Raw genomic sequence first — 17,652 nt, forward strand, 5'->3', positions numbered from 1 at the left:
TTATCTACTATTATTTATGTAGACAAGAGATGTTTTATGATTGTTTTTATCTTATTTACTTATTTTCTTCAGACTTTGTGGTTAAAACATGAGATATACCATTTTTGTCAAGCTTGATTCTCATCTTGTCAGGCCCGGTTTCTAATATAACATGCTTATCTTGAATATTTGTAAGCTTTCCTATTATTCCACCTCTGGTCATAACCTCATCGTTAACCTCTAAACCGCTTATCATTTGACTATACTTCTTCTTTCTCTTATTTTCCGGAAGAAATATGAAAAGATAAAAAAGACCAATCATTAATATAAATGGTACTAAAGTTGATATGTATTGCATTATAATTCCTCCTTTCTTTAAATATAAAATATATACAATTATATAACCAGATATCTAGTTATACATTTATATTTTTAACTAATAGCATAGTTATTTATTATTGCTCCATTCAGCTAGTTTTTCTGATTTAAAATCCTCAAATCTGTCTTCATCTATAGCCTTCCTTATGTCTTCCATAAGTTTGTTATAGAAATACAAATTGTGAAGTACGCATAATCTCATTGCAAGCATTTCCTTTGCTTTAAACAAGTGTCTAATATAAGCTCTAGTATAATGCTTGCAAGTCGGACACTGACATCCCTCATCAATTGGAGCTGAATCCAATTCAAACTTAGCATTCATTATATTTATCTTACCATGTTTAGTAAATACATGTCCATGCCTTCCATTTCTAGCAGGTAAAACACAGTCGAAAAAGTCTACTCCTCTTGAAACAGCCTCCAGTATATTTTCGGGCGTTCCTACTCCCATTAAATATATAGGCTTATCCTGAGGAAGATGAGGAACAACTGCATCTATTATTCTATACATTTCTTCATGAGTTTCCCCAACAGCCAAGCCGCCTATTGCGTATCCATCCAAATTCATCTCTGTTATGGTCTTGGCATGTTCAATTCTTATATCTTCATAAACGCCGCCTTGATTAATTCCAAAAAGCAGTTGCCTTTTGTTTATGGTATCAGACAATGTGTTTAGTCTATCCATTTCCGCCTTGCATCGCTCCAGCCATCTTGTAGTTCTAGCTACAGACTGCTCAACATACTCTCTTGCTGATGGGTTAGGAATGCATTCGTCAAAAGCCATAGCTATGGTTGATGCCAAATTGCTTTGAATCTGCATACTTTCCTCAGGACCCATAAATATCTTCTTTCCATCTATGTGAGAGTTAAAATAAACGCCTTCTTCTTTGATCTTTCTTATACCTGATAAGGAAAAGACCTGAAATCCTCCTGAGTCTGTAAGTATCGGTCTGTCCCAGTTCATAAATTTATGAAGACCGCCTAGTTCTCTTACAACCTTGTCTCCTGGTCTTAAATGCAAATGATATGTATTAGAAAGTTCAACCTGGCAGTTAATTTCCTTCAAATCCATAGAAGATACGGCGCCCTTAATTGCTGCCAAAGTACCTACATTCATAAAAACCGGCGTCTGTATTACACCATGGGGGGTTGTAAATTCTCCTCTTCTAACCTTTCCACTTTTCTTTAGCAATTTATACAAGTCTCACACATCCTTTTGTATTAGGTTATTTTAAAAACATAGCGTCTCCAAAACTAAAGAATCTATATTTATCCTCAACAGCCGTTTTATAAGCCTTCATAATTGTATCACGCCCTGCAAAAGCACTTACGAGCATAATAAGAGTTGATTCTGGAAGATGGAAGTTTGTTATCAATGCATCAACTATCTTAAACTTATAACCTGGATATATGAATATATCAGTCCATCCGGATTGCTCTCTAACTCTCCCATTTTCATCAGCAATAGTTTCAAGCGTTCTATTTGAGGTTGTACCCACAGCTATTACTCTTTTTCCTTTTTCCTTTGTAGAATTTATAAGCCTTGCAGTTTCCTCATTCATTATATAATACTCTGCATGCATTATATGCTGTTCTATTTTCTCAGCTTTAACAGGCCTGAAGGTTCCAAGTCCTACATGAAGTGTTACAAAAGCTGTTTTTACGCCCTTTTCTCTTATCATATCCAAAAGTTCTTGTGTAAAATGGAGGCCTGCTGTAGGAGCCGCAGCGGAACCTACTTCTTTAGAATAAACAGTCTGATATCTTTCCTTGTCCTCTAAAGTCTCTTTTATATATGGTGGCAAAGGCATTTGTCCAAGTCTATCAAGTACCTCTTCAAATATGCCTTCATAGTGGAACTCCACAACTCGGCTCCCTTCTTCAGCCATACCAACCACTTCTGCTTTTAGTTCTCCATTTCCAAAGACAAATTTAGCCCCCAGCTGTGCTCTTTTACCTGGCTTGACTAAGGTTTCCCATCTTTTTTTATCTAATCTTTTTAAAAGCAGGAATTCCATCTTTCCGCCTGAATTTTCCTTACTTCCAATAAGCCTTGCAGGAAGAACCCTTGTATCGTTTAGCACAAGACAGTCTCCAGGTTCTAAATAGTCTAAAATATCCTTAAATTTCTTATGCTCTATGCTGCCGGAATTCTTATCTACTATCATTAATCTGGACTCATCTCTTTTTTCCAGAGGGTGCTGAGCTATAAGTTCCTCCGGCAAATCAAAATAAAAATCTTTTACTTCCAATCATGTCACCTTCTTCTGTTGTTCTAATAAATTATTCATCAAATAGCGTAAATTGCTCATTTTTCCTAGTTCTAGGTCTTTTCATATGCTTATATGCTTTATCCGTGGCCATTCTACCCCTTGGTGTTCTTATGATAAAACCCTTTTGAAGAAGATATGGCTCATACACATCTTCAATAGTGTCCAGCTCTTCTCCTATAAAATATGCTAGGGTCTCAAGTCCAACAGGTCCTCCATTAAAATTATCAACAATAGCTTCCAATATCCTATTGTCGATTCTATCAAAGCCTTCACTGTCTATATCTAAAAGTTCTAAAGCAGCCCTAGCTGTTGGCAGATTAATAACACCATTACCCTTTACATCACAATAATCTCTAACTCTTTTCAAAAGCCTGTTAGCTATTCTAGGAGTTCCTCTTGATCTTCTAGCCACTTCATAGGCAGCATCCTCCTCAATTGGAACATCTAATATGTTTGCAGATCTCGTGATAATCTCTTTAAGTTCGCTGTCTTCATAAAATTCCATAGAGCAAAGAACTCCAAACCTGTCTCTTAAAGGAGCAGTTAAAAGACCTACCCTTGTAGTAGCACCTATAAGGGTAAACTTAGGCAAGTCAATTCGTATAGATTTAGCAGAAGCTCCCTTTCCTATAACTATATCAAGAGCATAGTCCTCCATAGCAGGATATAATATTTCTTCTACATTTCTGTTTAATCTGTGAATCTCATCTATAAACAGAACATCAAAGTCGCTTAAACCAGTAAGTATAGCTGCCAAATCTCCCGCCCTTTCTATAGCAGGACCGGAAGTTATCTTAAGGCTTCCTTTCATCTCTTTTGCAATTATATTTGCCAAAGTTGTCTTTCCAAGACCAGGAGGTCCATAAAGCAAAACATGGTCCAGTGCCTCTTTCCTCTTTTTTGCGGCTTCAATAAATATATGAAGCTTATCTTTAACCTTGCTTTGTCCTATATATTCCCTAAGGTTTTGAGGTCTTAAGCTGTATTCAATCTCAGTATCCTCTTCTATATTTATCGACGTAATAATTCTATCATCCATAAACTCTTCTCCTTAACCAAGTAAATGCTTCAAGCTATTCTTAATTATATTTTCTACAGCATCCTCCTGGTTTACCTTTTTGATCGCCCTTTCCGCTTCCTTTTCAGTGTAACCCAAAGCTACAAGTGCCTCTAGAGCTTCAGAAAGATTTCTATTAGTTTCCATGCTTTCCGAACCAGTGAAATTTGCTGGCATTATATCATCGTTTTTAAATTTATCTTTCAGCTCAAGTATTATCCTTTGCGCAGTCTTCTTACCTATGCCTGGTGCCCTTGTCAAGGTCTTTTCATCACCAGTCAATATGGCATATTTCAGGTTAGCTACGCTGCTGATTGATAGAAGTGATAAAGAAGCCTTTGCACCAACTCCGCTTACGCTTAGCAGTAAATTAAACATACTAAGTTCATCTCTAGTAAGGAATCCGTACAAACCAATAAAGTCTTCTCTAACAATCTGCTGAAGATATAAAAGAACATTATCATTAATAGATGGCATATTAGCAAGAGTAGTACCAGAAGTCAATACTTTGTATCCAATATTATTATTTTCAATAATTATATAATCTTTGCTTACACCAGCAAATATTCCTCTTATGTATTCGTACAAAAAAATCACCATCCAATATATAAACTCTATTTTGCATTTTCTATATTAATTTGTCAATTCATATAATACTTTACCATCATAACAAATTTTATTCAACAAAAAAACTTGGGGCTATGAACTATATTCCCCAAGTTTTTCCTCAGCTTCTTCCTTGCTATCGAATTGCAAATATTTTGATCCTTTTTCTAAGAGATCATAATCACTTTTAGTAGGTACTTCAATATCAGTAATATCAGTACTTTCATCCTCAATATACATATTTCCTTCATTATCTGTCTTATATATTGCCAAGCAGTCGTTTTTTACACCTAATACATATTTATTTGGTTCATAACTGTCTATTTTCCTGCTTAAAACAACTTCGCTTTGTGTAAAGTTCTCAATAGTATACCCGCTATCCTCAAGTTCTTTTTTAGTCTTGCCTGTAAACTCAGAGGCTTTCATTTCCTTTTCATCTGTCTTTGCAGCTTTTACATATTGTATTTTAAGCGTTACTTTTGCATTGGGGGATATAGTTTCTTGCGCCTTCAGAACAGAGGTTACATTATCAACACCAGCCTGATCCGCACTATTTATCTTTCCATTTTTACTTTTGTCGAATTTATTCATACCCCAATTAAAGCTTATTATAAAGGCACAAGCCAAAAATATTACCGAAGAAACAATTAAAATTACTTTTTTGTTGGACATAATATCCCTCCTCGGCTGATATTATGTCCATATTTTCAGAGATTATACAATCTTCTAAAAAATACCTTCTTCTGCGTCCACTAAAAGCTGTTCTATCTTAGGAGTACATCTTCTTCCGCAGCAGCCTCCTGACCCGGCTCCTGTTGCTGCCTGTACTTCCTTTAATGTTTTAGCCCCATTTTTAATAGCCTTTTTTATAGTAGATCTAGGAATTGCTTTACATAAACATACCTTAGTTAATTTATCTAATATTTCCTGATTTAAATTCTGTTCCATCTTTTAGACCTTCCTCTCATAACATAAATTTTAAAACAAAGACACCAGGGTTTTACCTGGTGTCTTTCATATTGTTGCTGAGCAAGTCTATAAGCCGAGTTCTGTATTTGACAGCCATCTATCTAGGCCTATTGTTACCAATAAGCTCAAGCGACACACCCGAAGGCGGAGCGGGCAACTCCTTCATCCTGTTTCAGATGAGGCCTTCCTATTTGGTCTTGCTCCAAGTGGGGTTTACATAGCCGCAAAGTCGCCATTGCGCTGGTGAGCTCTTACCTCGCCTTTCCACCCTTACCACATAGGTTGTTCCTATATGGCGGTATATCTCTGTTGCACTTTCCTTAGAGTCGCCTCCACTGGGGGTTACCCAGCACCCTGCCCTATGGAGCTCGGACTTTCCTCTCCCTGAATACTAATAACTTAGTTTCAGGCAGCGACCGTCTGGCTTACTCAACGAGTATTATAATAGCACACTAAGTATAATAAATCAAATTATTTTTTATTCCATATTTAGCAGTTAGTTTATAACTAATATTTTATTAAAAAAATTTATAAACTGGTTTGCATTTATCTGATACAACTACTTCATTGCTGTATCCTTCTTCATTAAGTACTCTTTTAAGTTTCTCAGAAACGACAATCATAGACGGCCATTCTGTTTCAAAATGCCCAGCATCAATTATTCCTATTCCCATTTCTGAATAATCGCTTACATAATGATATGAAGTATCTCCAGTTATTATGCATTCTGCCCCAGCCTTAAAAGCTTGTTTAAAGTAATCTTCTCCGCTTCCGTTAACAATTGCAATTTTGTTAATTAACTTCTCCCCGTCACCAGAATATCTTAAGGAATCAATTTTTAGCTTTTCTTTAACTTTCTTGCATAAACTAATAAGTGTAATTGCGTCTTCTAATTCAACCAATCTTCCAATTCCTTGTTCTTTGCCCTCTGAAGCTAAAGAACAAGGTTCAAGGACAGTCCATTCATTAAAACCTAGCAGCTTGGTAATTATATCATTCATTCCATCTGTTGCAACGTCCAGATTTGTATGGCTTGAATATAGATTTATATTATTTCTTATTAATTCTATAATCTTCTTTCCTTGAAGAGTATCATTTGTTATTGTACTAGGCTTCAAAAATAGCAGTGGATGATGAGAAACAATAAGGTTGCAGTTCTTATCTACAGCTTCTTTTATAACATCTAATGTACAATCTAAGGCAATCAATATTTTTGTTATCTCAGAATCTAAATCTCCAACCATTAGTCCAACATTGTCATAGCTTTCCTTTAAATAAGAAGGTGCATAGCTTTCCATAATATCTCTTATGTCCCTAACCTTTAATGACATTGTCCCCGCAGCTCCTTTAGCTTATCAATTTTAATTTTAAGCTCATTTTTTCTTTCTTTAGCGTTTTCAGTATCTTCATTGAGATTGCCGTATATGTTACAGTACTTATCAAGCTTATAGGATATATATTCTGAAATCATGGGATGCTTATCTTCAATAAGTCTTTTGCCTATCTCATAATACATAGAATCAACCGTTAAAAACTTATTACCATAGCGCACCTTAATTATTTCATAATATTTTCCCTCTTCAAAGCACAATTCTTCCTCCAGTATTTCAAAGCCTCTTTCATAAATATAGGCTCTAAGAACTTCTGGATTTTGAACAGGTTGAAGTATGCAGCTTTCCAGGTTCTTGAACACTTCCATACCTTCTTCTATTATATCTCTAATAAGATTCCCGCCCATTCCCGCTATAACAGCAGCTTGCACTTCTTTTGGCGCAATGGTGGAAAATCCTCCCCCTAGCCTGCAATCTATTTTCTTATGCAGGTTCTCAAGCTTAACATTTTTCTTTGCTTTCTCAACAGGTCCCTTATTTATATCAGAGGCAACCGCTCTTATGCAAATTCCATTCTTGATCAAATAAATTGGTATATAGGCATGATCAGTACCTATATCAGCCATTTTATCGCAAACATCAACCATTGAGGCTATCTTTTTAAGTCTTATCCCAAGTTCCATAATCCCTCCGATTAGTATTTCAAACGAATTAGTAAATCTATTTAAAGGTGTACACAATTCTAAATTGAATTAATAAAAAAGCAGCAGCGATAACCAAAGCTACATATATAAATCTATTTGCTAATCTTCTATCATATTTTGCATAAAAGTGAGAAGCATAATACATGCAAAATTGTATAGACATATTTAGCGCCCCATATACCATTTGACTAAAAGCAAACTGCTTCCCTTTCCCAATCTCCAAAGGCATAAATGATGAATCAAAGCTAAGAGGCATTGTATCAGGTAGTTTGTTCATCAAGTACAGTATAAATGGATTTAAGGTTAATATAATATTTATTATAGTCACCACAAAGAAAGGCATCATAAAAGACTTATCTTTGTGCAGGCTTACCTCTTTATCCCATTTGTATTCCCATTCTATTATTGGTATACGATTTTCTGTTAATTGCTTTGCAAATCCCTCATCATACTCAGGAGACACTGCGTAGTTTTTCTCACCATACTTTAAGTAGAAAATTTTATTATTATCAGTAACATACATACTGGTTGTACCGATACTTTTGATAAAGGATCTTCCTAAAGCGAAATCATTAGTACAAAATCCAGACAATTTTATACCATTAATTTTTTCGTTTAATATTTGATATGCTTCAATTTTTGATATTTGAATTTTAATTTTTCTAAAAACGTTTAAAATGTATATGTATTCATTGTCAATGCCGTATTTTAGAGTACTAAATACAAGAATATAATAAATTTGATAAGCATTGAAAATTATAAGAAATAGCTTTATGAGACTTGAAAGCACATATGAATTTATAAAAAAGTACATTATACCAATAAGTGCATTATATAGTATCGTGCTTCCTAATAAATGATACAGTCCACTGCCCCTTCTTGGCTTATAAATTATCAAATTATCACTTCCTCTCTTTCTTGATATTATAACATACTTTAATTAAAAAGAAAAAGCACCAAAATGATTGGGTGCTTAATCCAAATAATCCTTAAGTTTTTTACTTCTGCTTGGATGTCTTAGTTTTCTTAATGCTTTAGCTTCAATTTGTCTTATTCTTTCTCTCGTAACATTAAATTCTTTACCTACTTCTTCAAGTGTTCTAGCTCTTCCATCATCAAGTCCAAATCTTAATCTTAAAACTTTCTCTTCTCTAGGTGTTAGTGTATCCAATACATTTATTAACTGTTCCTTCAGCATTGTGAAGGCAGCTGCCTCAGCTGGTGCTGGCGCATCATCATCTGGTATAAAATCTCCTAAATGACTGTCTTCTTCTTCTCCGATTGGAGTTTCAAGAGATACAGGTTCTTGAGCAATCTTCATGATTTCTCTTACTTTGTCTACAGGCATTTCCATTACCTTAGCAACTTCTTCTGGTTGAGGTTCTCTTCCAAGCTCTTGAAGCAGTTGTCTTGAAACTCTAATAAGCTTATTAATTGTTTCAACCATATGCACAGGTATTCTAATAGTTCTAGCTTGATCTGCTATAGCTCTAGTTATAGCCTGCCTTATCCACCAAGTGGCATAGGTACTAAACTTGAACCCCTTTCTGTAATCAAACTTTTCTACTGCTTTTATAAGTCCCAGGTTTCCTTCTTGAATTAAATCGAGGAAAAGCATACCTCTTCCGACATATCTTTTAGCGATACTTACTACGAGTCTTAGGTTCGCCTCTGCAAGTTTCTTTTTAGCAACCTGATCTCCGTTTTCTATTCTAAGAGCCAGTTCTATTTCATTTTCTGGCGATAATAGAGGTACTTTACCAATCTCTTTAAGATACATTCTAACCGGGTCATCAATAGCTATGCCTTCTGGAACCGATAAGTCCAAGTCTTCTTCTGCAACTTCAGCCTCCTGCATATCACCTATAACATCAATACCCATGTTTTCAAGAACTTCATATATTTTCTCTATTTGTTCTGGATTTAAATCTATTTCTTCTAGTTCATCCATAATTTCTTTATAGGTTAAAGTGCCGCTTTTCTTACCTTTCTCAATAAGCCTTTTAACCAACTGCATCTTTGCGCCCTTATCCTTCATAATATTGCCTCCTTCCAAAACCCTTACAATCTAGTTATTTCTTGTTCAATGTTCATAAGTTGCTGTGTTAATTTCAACGAATCCTGCATCTCTCCTCTTGACTCATGCTGCTTAATTCTTCTTAATATATCTTTTTTAGTTTCTTCCAGTTTAAATTTTTTTATTTCTTTAATACAATCTTCTATAAATTTTATATAATCCCCGTTCTCATTTAGCAAATCGAGCTCAATTATATCGAGCCATTCTTTTGAACTATCCACATCATCACACTTTAATTCAATATGCTTTTTTCTTTGATTAACATCACTATCAATGTTTTCAGATATAAGCTTAAAAATTTTCTTGTGACTCTCCAGTGTGAAAATATTTTCGTTATAATGTTCATTAAAATATTCCCAAGTTTCTCTTTGCTCATGTATAAGCCTTAAAATATTTCTTTCTGCCTTAAGATATATAGGGTCTACATATAATTTTTGTCCAAAATTTTCCACTATATTCAAATTGTCAGTTTTATTTACATTTTTTTGTATTTCTCCCCTGATTAAGTCATATATTGCCTCTTCTTTTATATCTGTTTCTTCAGATATCCTTTTTATGTAAACATCCTTTTGAAGAGGATTAAGGTCTGAAACAATCAATGCAGCATTTTTAGCATATTCTGCCTTCATTTCAGGTCTACTAAAGTCTATGACGTCTCTAACCTTCTTTATTCTATAATCTATGAGAGGAAGTGCCTCATTAACAAGTTTTAAGAAAGCCTCTCTTCCATTGCTCTTAATAAATTCGTCGGGATCCTTGCCTTGCGGAACAGTAAGCACTTTAATATCAAATCCTTCTGCTCTTAATATTTCCAGCCCTCTTAATGTAGCATTCTGACCCGCTAAATCAGCATCGTAAGATATTATTATTTTATCAGCATATCTTTTTAAAAGTTTTGCCTGATTTGGTGTCAACGCTGTTCCAAGAGAAGCCACTACATTAGTTATACCAAATTGATGCAATGATATGCAGTCCATATACCCTTCAACTATTATAAGCATTCTTTCCTTGAGATTTTTTATTGCAAAATTTAATCCATAAAGATTGGTTCCCTTTTTGAACACTGGAGTTTCAGGAGAATTTAAATACTTCGGCTTAGCATCATCTAAAACTCTCCCGCCAAAACCTATAACCTTCCCCCTAAAATCAAATACAGGAAATATAACTCTATTCCTAAATCTATCATAGTATGTAGCTTTGACATTTTCCTTTTGACTTTTTATTATAAGACCTGCATTAAGCATATCTAATTCAGAGTATCCCTTTGATTTTAAATAGTTCATAAGTTCATTCCAGCTTTTGGGCGCAAACCCTAACCCAAAACTATTTATAGTTCTTTCTAATATGCCTCTTCCTGTAAAGTAAGACATAGCAGCTTTATTTACTCGCAGCTTAGAAAAAAAGAATCTAGCCGCTTCAGTATTTATCTTATAAAGTTTTTCATTTGCATCCCTTTGTCTAATTGTGTTTGCATTATTAGTTTCAATTTGTATATTGGCTCTTTCACCAAGATATTTAACAGCTTCAAAAAAGTCCATATTTTTGGTTTTCATAACGAAGGTTATTACATTTCCACCTTCACCACAGCCAAAACACTTATATATCTGCCTTTCGGGTGTTACCGTAAAGGATGGAGATTTTTCACTGTGAAAAGGACATAAGCCTGTATAATAACGTCCCGCTCTCTTTAATTTAACTTTTTCTGAAACTATCTCCACTATATCATTGCTATCTTTTATTTTTTGGATGATTTCATCTGGAATATTCAAGGAAATCCTCCTACTCAAAATATTTTTCCGACAAGATAAATTATATTCGACAAAAATAACTATATTCCTTCTAAAAATAATTTTTTTTTATTTTTTCTTTAATATTTATATTCTGTAAAGAAAACTAAAATCCTTCCTATTCAGACAAATATTATTTTACCCAATTAACAGGAAAAATTATTCCTTTTATTTTTTATAAATTACAAAGTTTGGTATATGATTGTTAATTATGTTTTAACAATCTTGTCTATAAATAATAATTCTATATTATTATAAAAATCCCTTTTTTTATTTATTATGTATATTATAAAAACTTTTTTAATATCATATATTGATATCGCTATTAAGGAGTGTTATTATGCCTGAGCAGGCAACGTCATATAATTTAAACTTATTATCTGAGGAAAATGTAAAAAATAATGTATTGCCTTATTATGGATTAGAAAGTTCTGAAATCACTCAGATAAAATTCAAGGATACAGATAAGCAAAGGGCTGTTTACAAAGTAAGTTCACCGGATAAATCTTATTGTTTAAAGAAAATATATTTCTCACTTGAAGATTTACTTTTTGTATATTCAGCTGTGGAATGGCTCTATAGAAATGGGATTAAAGTTCCAAGAATACTTCCAACCAAAAGTAGAAGTAGATTTGTAAATTACTCAAATATGCTGTTTATTCTTACTCCTTGGATTGATGGTGAAAAATGCAGCTATGATAATAATGATCATGTTCTAGCTTCAAGCGTAAATTTATCAAAGTTACATAGCTGTACAAGAAACTTTAAACCAATAGATGGAAGCAGTGATAGGACAGGCTTTGAGGATCAATATTTGTCCTTGCAAAAACATTTTCAGCAAATGCTGCTTTGTTCAAATTTAGCCTTTAAACATGGAGACAAGTTTTCTAAGTTATTTCTTCAATATTTCGATACAAATATTTTATTAGCACAAACTGCAGTAAACATTGCGGCTACAATAAACAATAATAACTTGAATAAATGTCTCTGCCACCTTGATTACGTAAACAAAAATATAATTTTTGATGCTAATAAGGATATATGGCTTATTGATTTTGACAAATGTAAATTAGATTATAGAGTTCATGATATCTCCTATTTCCTGAGAAGGTTATTAAAGAGAGATAATACAAGGTGGGATCTAGAATTGACCTTAAACACCTTAGACCTATACGAAAGAACTTATCCCCTTAATCTAGATGAATATAAGTCTATACTTGTGTATTTAGCTTTTCCACAGAAATTCTGGAAAATATCTAGAGATTATTACAATAACATTTCAAAGTGTAATAAAAATTCGTTTATTACACTACTAAGTAAGACCTGTGCTAAATCAGATTATCAGCTTCAATTTATTTATGGATTTACAGAATATATAGAGAAAAAGTTTAATACAAAACTTGTTTAACAATTTACTCAAATAAAAATCACCAGATTGCTCTGGTGATTTTTTATATTAGATTATTTCTTTCTTGGATTCTTAACTTCAGCATGAGCAGCAGCAAGTCTAGCTACTGGAACTCTGAATGGTGAACAAGATACATAGTTTAATCCTACATTGTGGCAGAATTCAACTGATGATGGGTCTCCACCATGCTCTCCGCATATACCAAGCTTAATGTTTGGTCTAGTAGCTTTTCCTTTTTCAGCAGCCATTTGTACAAGCTGACCAACACCAGTTTGATCTAGTTTTGCAAATGGATCAAACTCGTATATCTTCTTGTCATAGTAGTGCTTTAAGAAGTTACCAGCATCGTCTCTTGAGAATCCAAATGTCATTTGAGTTAAGTCATTTGTTCCAAATGAGAAGAATTCAGCTTCTTTAGCTATTTCATCAGCAGTTAAAGCTGCTCTTGGTATTTCTATCATTGTTCCAACCATGTACTTAAGGTCAACGCCCTTTTCCTTGATGATAGCATCTGCAGTTCTTGTAACTACATCTTTAACATATTTTAATTCTCTTATTTCTCCAACAAGAGGAATCATTATTTCTGGGACTATATCGTAGCCTTTTCTTGCCTTAACGTCTATAGCAGCTTCTATAACAGCTCTTGTTTGCATCTCAGCTATTTCTGGGTAGGAAACTGCTAATCTACATCCTCTATGTCCCATCATTGGATTGAATTCATGTAGTGATTCTACAGTTGCTTTTAACTCTTCAAAAGTTAATCCCATCTCAGTAGCTAATGCTTTTATATCCTCATCTTCATGAGGTAAGAACTCGTGTAGTGGTGGATCTAGGAATCTTATAGTAACTGGTCTGTATTCCATAGCTTCGTAGATTCCTACAAAGTCTTCTCTTTGCATTGGAAGTAATTTTTCAAGAGCTTTTCTTCTTTCAGCTTCGTTCTTAGCAACTATCATTTCTCTCATAGCAGCTATTCTGTTTTCATCGAAGAACATATGCTCAGTTCTAGTAAGACCTATACCTTCAGCTCCAAATTTAACAGCTTGAGCTGCATCTCTTGGAGTATCAGCATTAGTTCTAACCTTAAGTGTTCTTATTTCATCAGCCCAAGCCATGAAAGTTCCGAAGTAACCAGAAATTTCTGGTTCTACAGTCTTTATTGCTTGACCGTATACATTACCTGTGCTTCCATCTATTGATAAATAGTCGTTTTGACCTAATACTAAACCATTTACTTCAACAGTTTTAGCTTCTTCATTAACTTTTAAATCTCCGCAGCCAGCTACGCAGCAAGTTCCCATTCCTCTAGCAACAACTGCAGCGTGAGAAGTCATTCCACCTCTTACAGTTAATATGCCTTCAGCAGCTACCATACCTTCAATATCTTCTGGTGAAGTTTCAAGTCTAACAAGAACTACCTTTTCACCCTTTTCAGCTCTTTCCTTAGCTTCTTCTGCAGTAAATGTTATTTTACCACAAGCAGCTCCTGGAGAAGCTGGAAGACCTTTAGCTATAACCTTAGCAGCTTTCATATCAGCAGCATCAAATGCTGGGTGAAGCAAGCTGTCTAGTTGTTTTGGATCAACCTTAAGAATAGCTTCTTCTTTTGTACACATTCCTTCTTCAACTAAGTCAACAGCAATCTTAAGAGCAGCTTGAGCTGTTCTCTTACCGTTTCTTGTTTGTAGGAAGTATAGCTTACCATCTTCTATAGTGAATTCCATGTCTTGCATGTCTCTATAGTGGTTTTCTAATGTGTGTACTATATCCATAAATTGCTTGTATACTTCTGGATTTCTTTGTTCAAGTGTTGATATGTCTTCTGGAGTTCTTATACCAGCAACAACGTCTTCTCCTTGAGCATTCATTAAGTATTCAGCATATATTTTCTTTTCTCCAGTAGATGGGTTTCTTGAGAAAGCAACTCCTGTACCTGAAGTTTCTCCCTTGTTTCCAAATACCATTGCTTGAACGTTAACAGCTGTTCCCCAGCTTGAAGGTATATCGTTCATTCTTCTATAAACAATAGCTCTTGGGTTATCCCATGATCTAAATACAGCTGTAATGGATTCAATTAATTGAAGTTTTGGATCTGAAGGGAATTCTTCACCCTTAGCTTCTTTATAAAAAGCTTTGAACTTTTTAACAACTTCTTTCAAATCATTAGCATCAAGCTCAGTATCAAGCTTAACTCCCTTAGCTTCTTTAACTTCATCTAATATATTTTCGAAGTTTCTCTTTTCAACTTCCATAACAACATCGGCAAACATTTGGATGAATCTTCTATAGGAGTCATAAGCAAATCTTGGGTTGTTTGTTAGTTTTGCCATAGCTTCTACTGTATCATCATTTAATCCAAGGTTAAGTATAGTATCCATCATACCAGGCATTGAAGCTCTAGCTCCAGATCTTACTGATACAAGAAGTGGATTTTCTACACTTCCAAATTTCTTTCCAGATATCTCTTCAAGCTTAGCCATAGTTTCATGAATTTCGTCGATTATTTCTTGAGCTATAACCTTTCCGTCTTCATAATACTTATTGCAAGCCTCTGTAGTTACAGTAAATCCTTGTGGAACTGGAATTCCTAAGCTAGTCATTTCTGCTAGGTTAGCACCTTTTCCACCAAGGAGTTCTTTCATTTTACCACTACCTTCGCTAAAAAGGTAAACATACTTTTTTTGCATGTATGTAACACTCCTTTGTAAAATATTTATATACTAACGGGTTAATGTATCCCGATTAGATCGTGATTTAGTTATTCTCACCTAATTTAACAAATAACTTTGTGATATTAGTTTTTGATATCTTCCCGACTATTTTTAAATTTTCCTTTAGTCCGTCAAAACTTCTTTCAACAACAGGAAGACTATCAACCTCATGCTCCATAATCCTTTGAGCAGCTAGATAAGCAGTATCTTCTTTTTCGACAAAAATTATGTTTGGCATTCTGGTCATTATAACACCAACAGGAACCTTGTGCATATCAGTTCCACCCATAGCTATCTTTAGAAAATCTTTTCTCGAAACAGCCCCAACCAATATTTCATTATTTTGTATAAATAATGTTCCAACATCATTTAAGAAAAGATGAACAATGGCATCATAGACTGTCATATTTTCATCTACTACTATAGGCTTTGACATTACATCGCTTACTTTGATGTTTCTTATGTAATCATACACTAAACTATAAGAAGGTTTCTTAGAATATATATATCCAACTTTAGGTCGGGCTTCAAGTATGCCTGTCATAGTTAGTATTGCTAAATCAGGTCTTAGAGCTGCTCTAGTAACATTCAACTTTTCTGCTAAGGCTTCGCTTGTTACAGGTCCATTTTCCTTAACTAACCTTATTATTTCTTCTTGTCTTAGCGTAAGCTTAATGCTGTTCACCCTCTTTCCCTTTATTACACCGATATTATAGCATGATAAACAAATAAATAATACATTACTCCAGTTATTTTTACTCCGAATTCATAAAATATTCCTATAATAATATATATTTCTTCAGATTGCGCTTTTTTTCTTTATAATTTAATTATTGTTATAATGGATAAAATTTATCATACTTATGATATTTTACCTAAGTTTTGAAATAATTTCAATAATAATTTTTATAGTTAACATTTAATTATCAACAAAATAATGCATAACATAAGCCAGCAATCAATTAAATTGCTGGCTGTAATTTATTTTGTATCGTTATTATCTATATCGTCAAATTTAACTGTATAAGTGTAAACGGTTTCGTTTCCTTTTTCTTGCTCGTCATCCTTTTTAACATTAAATTTTTCCTTAACATCTGAAGCTACATCTGATACTTTTGTCTTTGCTTCGCTAACTACATCACTTACTTTTTCTTTTACATCATGCACAGTTGATTTTATAACCTTGTTAATTACTTCAACAGAACCGTCTTTCTTAGTGAGCTCAACAGTTATATTGGTAACCACTGCACCAATAACTCCTATGGCAATCAGCGGTGCCCATATTGCATAAGCAACTATACCTACAGCTATGCCAGCATTAACAGGCATATCTACAAGCACCTTATCATCTTTCTTTACTCTTATCTTTGTAATATTGCCTTTGTTAATAAGCTCCTTTATCCAAGTAAGGAACTCATCCTTTGAGCTGTAAATATTATCGAGAGTGCTCTTTTTATTCTTTTCCATATATATTATGGCATCAACCACATTGCCTTCGCAAGTTTCCAACGCTTGTTTTGCATCAGCATAACTTGCACCAGTACGTTCTCTAACCAAATCAATTTTTTCTAATGTAATTTCACTCATACTATTCAACCCCTTTAATATAATTTAATGCCTGCAAGCTATTTGGTTTTTTACCAAAATTCTCTGCAATAATATTAGTTAAAAGCTTATATAATTCACTTTTGACCTCTTTAGTTAAAGTTACTCTATAAACATTTTCTATAGAGACTTTAGATAAATATTTTAGTGCATTGTAAGCTGCAAAGCTTATACTCATTCCTCTTGATTTTTCACAATCACTGCATACTCCGCCCAAGTACTGAAAATCAACATAGTTCGAGGTATTTATACTTTTGCGGCATACTGCACACTGTTCCAAATTAAAATAATATCCAGAAGCAAGCAGTAATTTCACTTCAAAAGCTCTGCATAACAGATCTAAATCTATGGCTTTGTTTTCCATTAAGTAAAACACTTTTACAAAGTCCTTAAAAAGCTCCCTGTTGCTTTCTTCGTCAAGAAGTGCAATATCTACAAGCTCACAAATATAAGAAGCGTAAGTCAGGCTATCCAGGTCATTTAATAAGGATTGAAATGAATTAATTACTTCACCCTCATTAATGGTATACATGCTTTTTCCCTTAAAAACCACAAATTCTCCAAAAGAAAATGGAAGGGTTAAAGATAGAAACTTACTTCTGCTCTTTTTGGCTCCTTTTGCAACTGTCGAGATTCTGCCAAGCTTTTCTGTAAACAACCATACCAGTTTATCATTTTCTTTAAGATCTGAAGTCTTAATTACAATAGCTTTTGTTTTAAAAATTGACAGAAAACCATCTCCTATATATATTATATCCTTAATATAA

At 33.9% G+C, this 17,652-nt stretch carries 17 protein-coding genes and 1 other RNA gene; 1 reads left to right on the plus strand and 17 read right to left on the minus strand.

The genetic code is table 11. The features are described 5' to 3' along the window. Positions 1-55 precede the first annotated feature (55 nt). The 13 genes from yajC to dnaG form a co-directional block, all read right to left on the minus strand. On the minus strand, positions 56-337 hold the full coding sequence (gene yajC / locus NBE98_RS10470; RefSeq protein WP_250814892.1) for a preprotein translocase subunit YajC: 282 nt from the start codon (positions 335-337) through the stop codon (positions 56-58). 90 nt (positions 338-427) lie between these two features. After that, positions 428-1,558: a tRNA guanosine(34) transglycosylase Tgt gene (gene tgt, locus NBE98_RS10475; RefSeq protein ID WP_250814893.1), complete on the minus strand. Its 1,131-nt coding sequence runs from the start codon at positions 1,556-1,558 to the stop codon at positions 428-430. 25 nt (positions 1,559-1,583) lie between these two features. Further along, positions 1,584-2,609: a tRNA preQ1(34) S-adenosylmethionine ribosyltransferase-isomerase QueA gene (gene queA, locus NBE98_RS10480; protein WP_250814894.1), complete on the minus strand. Its 1,026-nt coding sequence runs from the start codon at positions 2,607-2,609 to the stop codon at positions 1,584-1,586. A 31-nt stretch (positions 2,610-2,640) separates the two neighbouring features. Further along, the gene (ruvB, locus tag NBE98_RS10485; RefSeq protein WP_250814895.1) at positions 2,641-3,669 is read right to left on the minus strand and encodes a Holliday junction branch migration DNA helicase RuvB; all 1,029 of its coding nucleotides are present in this window, start codon (positions 3,667-3,669) and stop codon (positions 2,641-2,643) included. Between the two features lie 12 nt (positions 3,670-3,681). Next, the gene (gene ruvA, locus NBE98_RS10490; protein ID WP_250814896.1) at positions 3,682-4,275 is read right to left on the minus strand and encodes a Holliday junction branch migration protein RuvA; all 594 of its coding nucleotides are present in this window, start codon (positions 4,273-4,275) and stop codon (positions 3,682-3,684) included. A gap of 111 nt (positions 4,276-4,386) precedes the next feature. Beyond that, positions 4,387-4,965, minus strand: a complete 579-nt coding sequence (locus NBE98_RS10495; RefSeq protein ID WP_250814897.1) for a hypothetical protein — start codon at positions 4,963-4,965, stop codon at positions 4,387-4,389. 54 nt (positions 4,966-5,019) lie between these two features. After that, positions 5,020-5,241, minus strand: coding sequence for a (2Fe-2S)-binding protein (locus NBE98_RS10500; protein ID WP_250814898.1), 222 nt, complete (start codon positions 5,239-5,241; stop codon positions 5,020-5,022). A gap of 74 nt (positions 5,242-5,315) precedes the next feature. After that, positions 5,316-5,694, minus strand: an RNA gene (gene rnpB / locus NBE98_RS10505) — RNase P RNA component class A. Between the two features lie 86 nt (positions 5,695-5,780). Further along, positions 5,781-6,593, minus strand: coding sequence for a Nif3-like dinuclear metal center hexameric protein (locus NBE98_RS10510; RefSeq protein WP_250814899.1), 813 nt, complete (start codon positions 6,591-6,593; stop codon positions 5,781-5,783). Next, positions 6,584-7,276: a tRNA (adenine(22)-N(1))-methyltransferase gene (locus NBE98_RS10515; protein ID WP_250814900.1), complete on the minus strand. Its 693-nt coding sequence runs from the start codon at positions 7,274-7,276 to the stop codon at positions 6,584-6,586. Before NBE98_RS10515 ends, NBE98_RS10510 begins: the two co-directional genes overlap by 10 nt. A 37-nt stretch (positions 7,277-7,313) precedes the next feature. Then, on the minus strand, positions 7,314-8,195 hold the full coding sequence (locus NBE98_RS10520; RefSeq protein ID WP_250814901.1) for a PH domain-containing protein: 882 nt from the start codon (positions 8,193-8,195) through the stop codon (positions 7,314-7,316). A 75-nt stretch (positions 8,196-8,270) separates the two neighbouring features. Then, entirely contained in the window at positions 8,271-9,335 is a 1,065-nt protein-coding gene (gene rpoD / locus NBE98_RS10525) for an RNA polymerase sigma factor RpoD (RefSeq protein ID WP_250814902.1), read from the minus strand. Between the two features lie 23 nt (positions 9,336-9,358). Next, positions 9,359-11,143, minus strand: a complete 1,785-nt coding sequence (gene dnaG, locus NBE98_RS10530; RefSeq protein ID WP_250814903.1) for a DNA primase — start codon at positions 11,141-11,143, stop codon at positions 9,359-9,361. Positions 11,144-11,501: 358 nt separating this feature from the next. Here dnaG and NBE98_RS10535 point away from each other — a divergent pair, with 358 nt between their 5' ends. Further along, complete coding sequence (locus NBE98_RS10535; RefSeq protein WP_250814904.1) at positions 11,502-12,569, plus strand: CotS family spore coat protein; 1,068 nt, start codon at positions 11,502-11,504, stop codon at positions 12,567-12,569. A 53-nt stretch (positions 12,570-12,622) separates the two neighbouring features. On the opposite strand, the gene ppdK is transcribed toward NBE98_RS10535, so the two are convergent. From ppdK to recO, 4 genes are all read right to left on the minus strand, one after another. Next, positions 12,623-15,256, minus strand: coding sequence for a pyruvate, phosphate dikinase (gene ppdK, locus NBE98_RS10540; protein ID WP_250814905.1), 2,634 nt, complete (start codon positions 15,254-15,256; stop codon positions 12,623-12,625). 67 nt (positions 15,257-15,323) lie between these two features. Next, positions 15,324-15,965, minus strand: a complete 642-nt coding sequence (gene ccpN, locus NBE98_RS10545; protein ID WP_250814906.1) for a transcriptional regulator CcpN — start codon at positions 15,963-15,965, stop codon at positions 15,324-15,326. 296 nt (positions 15,966-16,261) lie between these two features. Next, positions 16,262-16,867 (minus strand): DUF4342 domain-containing protein, encoded by a 606-nt coding sequence (locus NBE98_RS10550; RefSeq protein ID WP_250814907.1) that lies wholly within the window; start codon positions 16,865-16,867, stop codon positions 16,262-16,264. Position 16,868: 1 nt separating this feature from the next. Beyond that, positions 16,869-17,630, minus strand: coding sequence for a DNA repair protein RecO (gene recO / locus NBE98_RS10555; RefSeq protein WP_250817538.1), 762 nt, complete (start codon positions 17,628-17,630; stop codon positions 16,869-16,871). Positions 17,631-17,652 lie beyond the last annotated feature (22 nt).

It is taken from the genome of Clostridium swellfunianum (genome assembly GCF_023656515.1).
Classification (GTDB): Bacteria; Bacillota; Clostridia; order Clostridiales; family Clostridiaceae; genus Clostridium_AT; species Clostridium_AT swellfunianum.

Coding starts and splice junctions, on each gene's coding strand:
- yajC (WP_250814892.1), bottom strand. CDS start 337: ATGCAATACATATCAACTTTAGTACCATTTATATTAATGATTGGTCTT.
- NBE98_RS10495 (WP_250814897.1), bottom strand. CDS start 4,965: ATGTCCAACAAAAAAGTAATTTTAATTGTTTCTTCGGTAATATTTTTG.
- NBE98_RS10550 (WP_250814907.1), bottom strand. CDS start 16,867: ATGAGTGAAATTACATTAGAAAAAATTGATTTGGTTAGAGAACGTACT.
- rpoD (WP_250814902.1), bottom strand. CDS start 9,335: ATGAAGGATAAGGGCGCAAAGATGCAGTTGGTTAAAAGGCTTATTGAG.
- NBE98_RS10510 (WP_250814899.1), bottom strand. CDS start 6,593: ATGTCATTAAAGGTTAGGGACATAAGAGATATTATGGAAAGCTATGCA.
- NBE98_RS10515 (WP_250814900.1), bottom strand. CDS start 7,276: ATGGAACTTGGGATAAGACTTAAAAAGATAGCCTCAATGGTTGATGTT.
- NBE98_RS10500 (WP_250814898.1), bottom strand. CDS start 5,241: ATGGAACAGAATTTAAATCAGGAAATATTAGATAAATTAACTAAGGTA.
- ruvB (WP_250814895.1), bottom strand. CDS start 3,669: ATGGATGATAGAATTATTACGTCGATAAATATAGAAGAGGATACTGAG.
- ppdK (WP_250814905.1), bottom strand. CDS start 15,256: ATGCAAAAAAAGTATGTTTACCTTTTTAGCGAAGGTAGTGGTAAAATG.
- NBE98_RS10535 (WP_250814904.1), top strand. CDS start 11,502: ATGCCTGAGCAGGCAACGTCATATAATTTAAACTTATTATCTGAGGAA.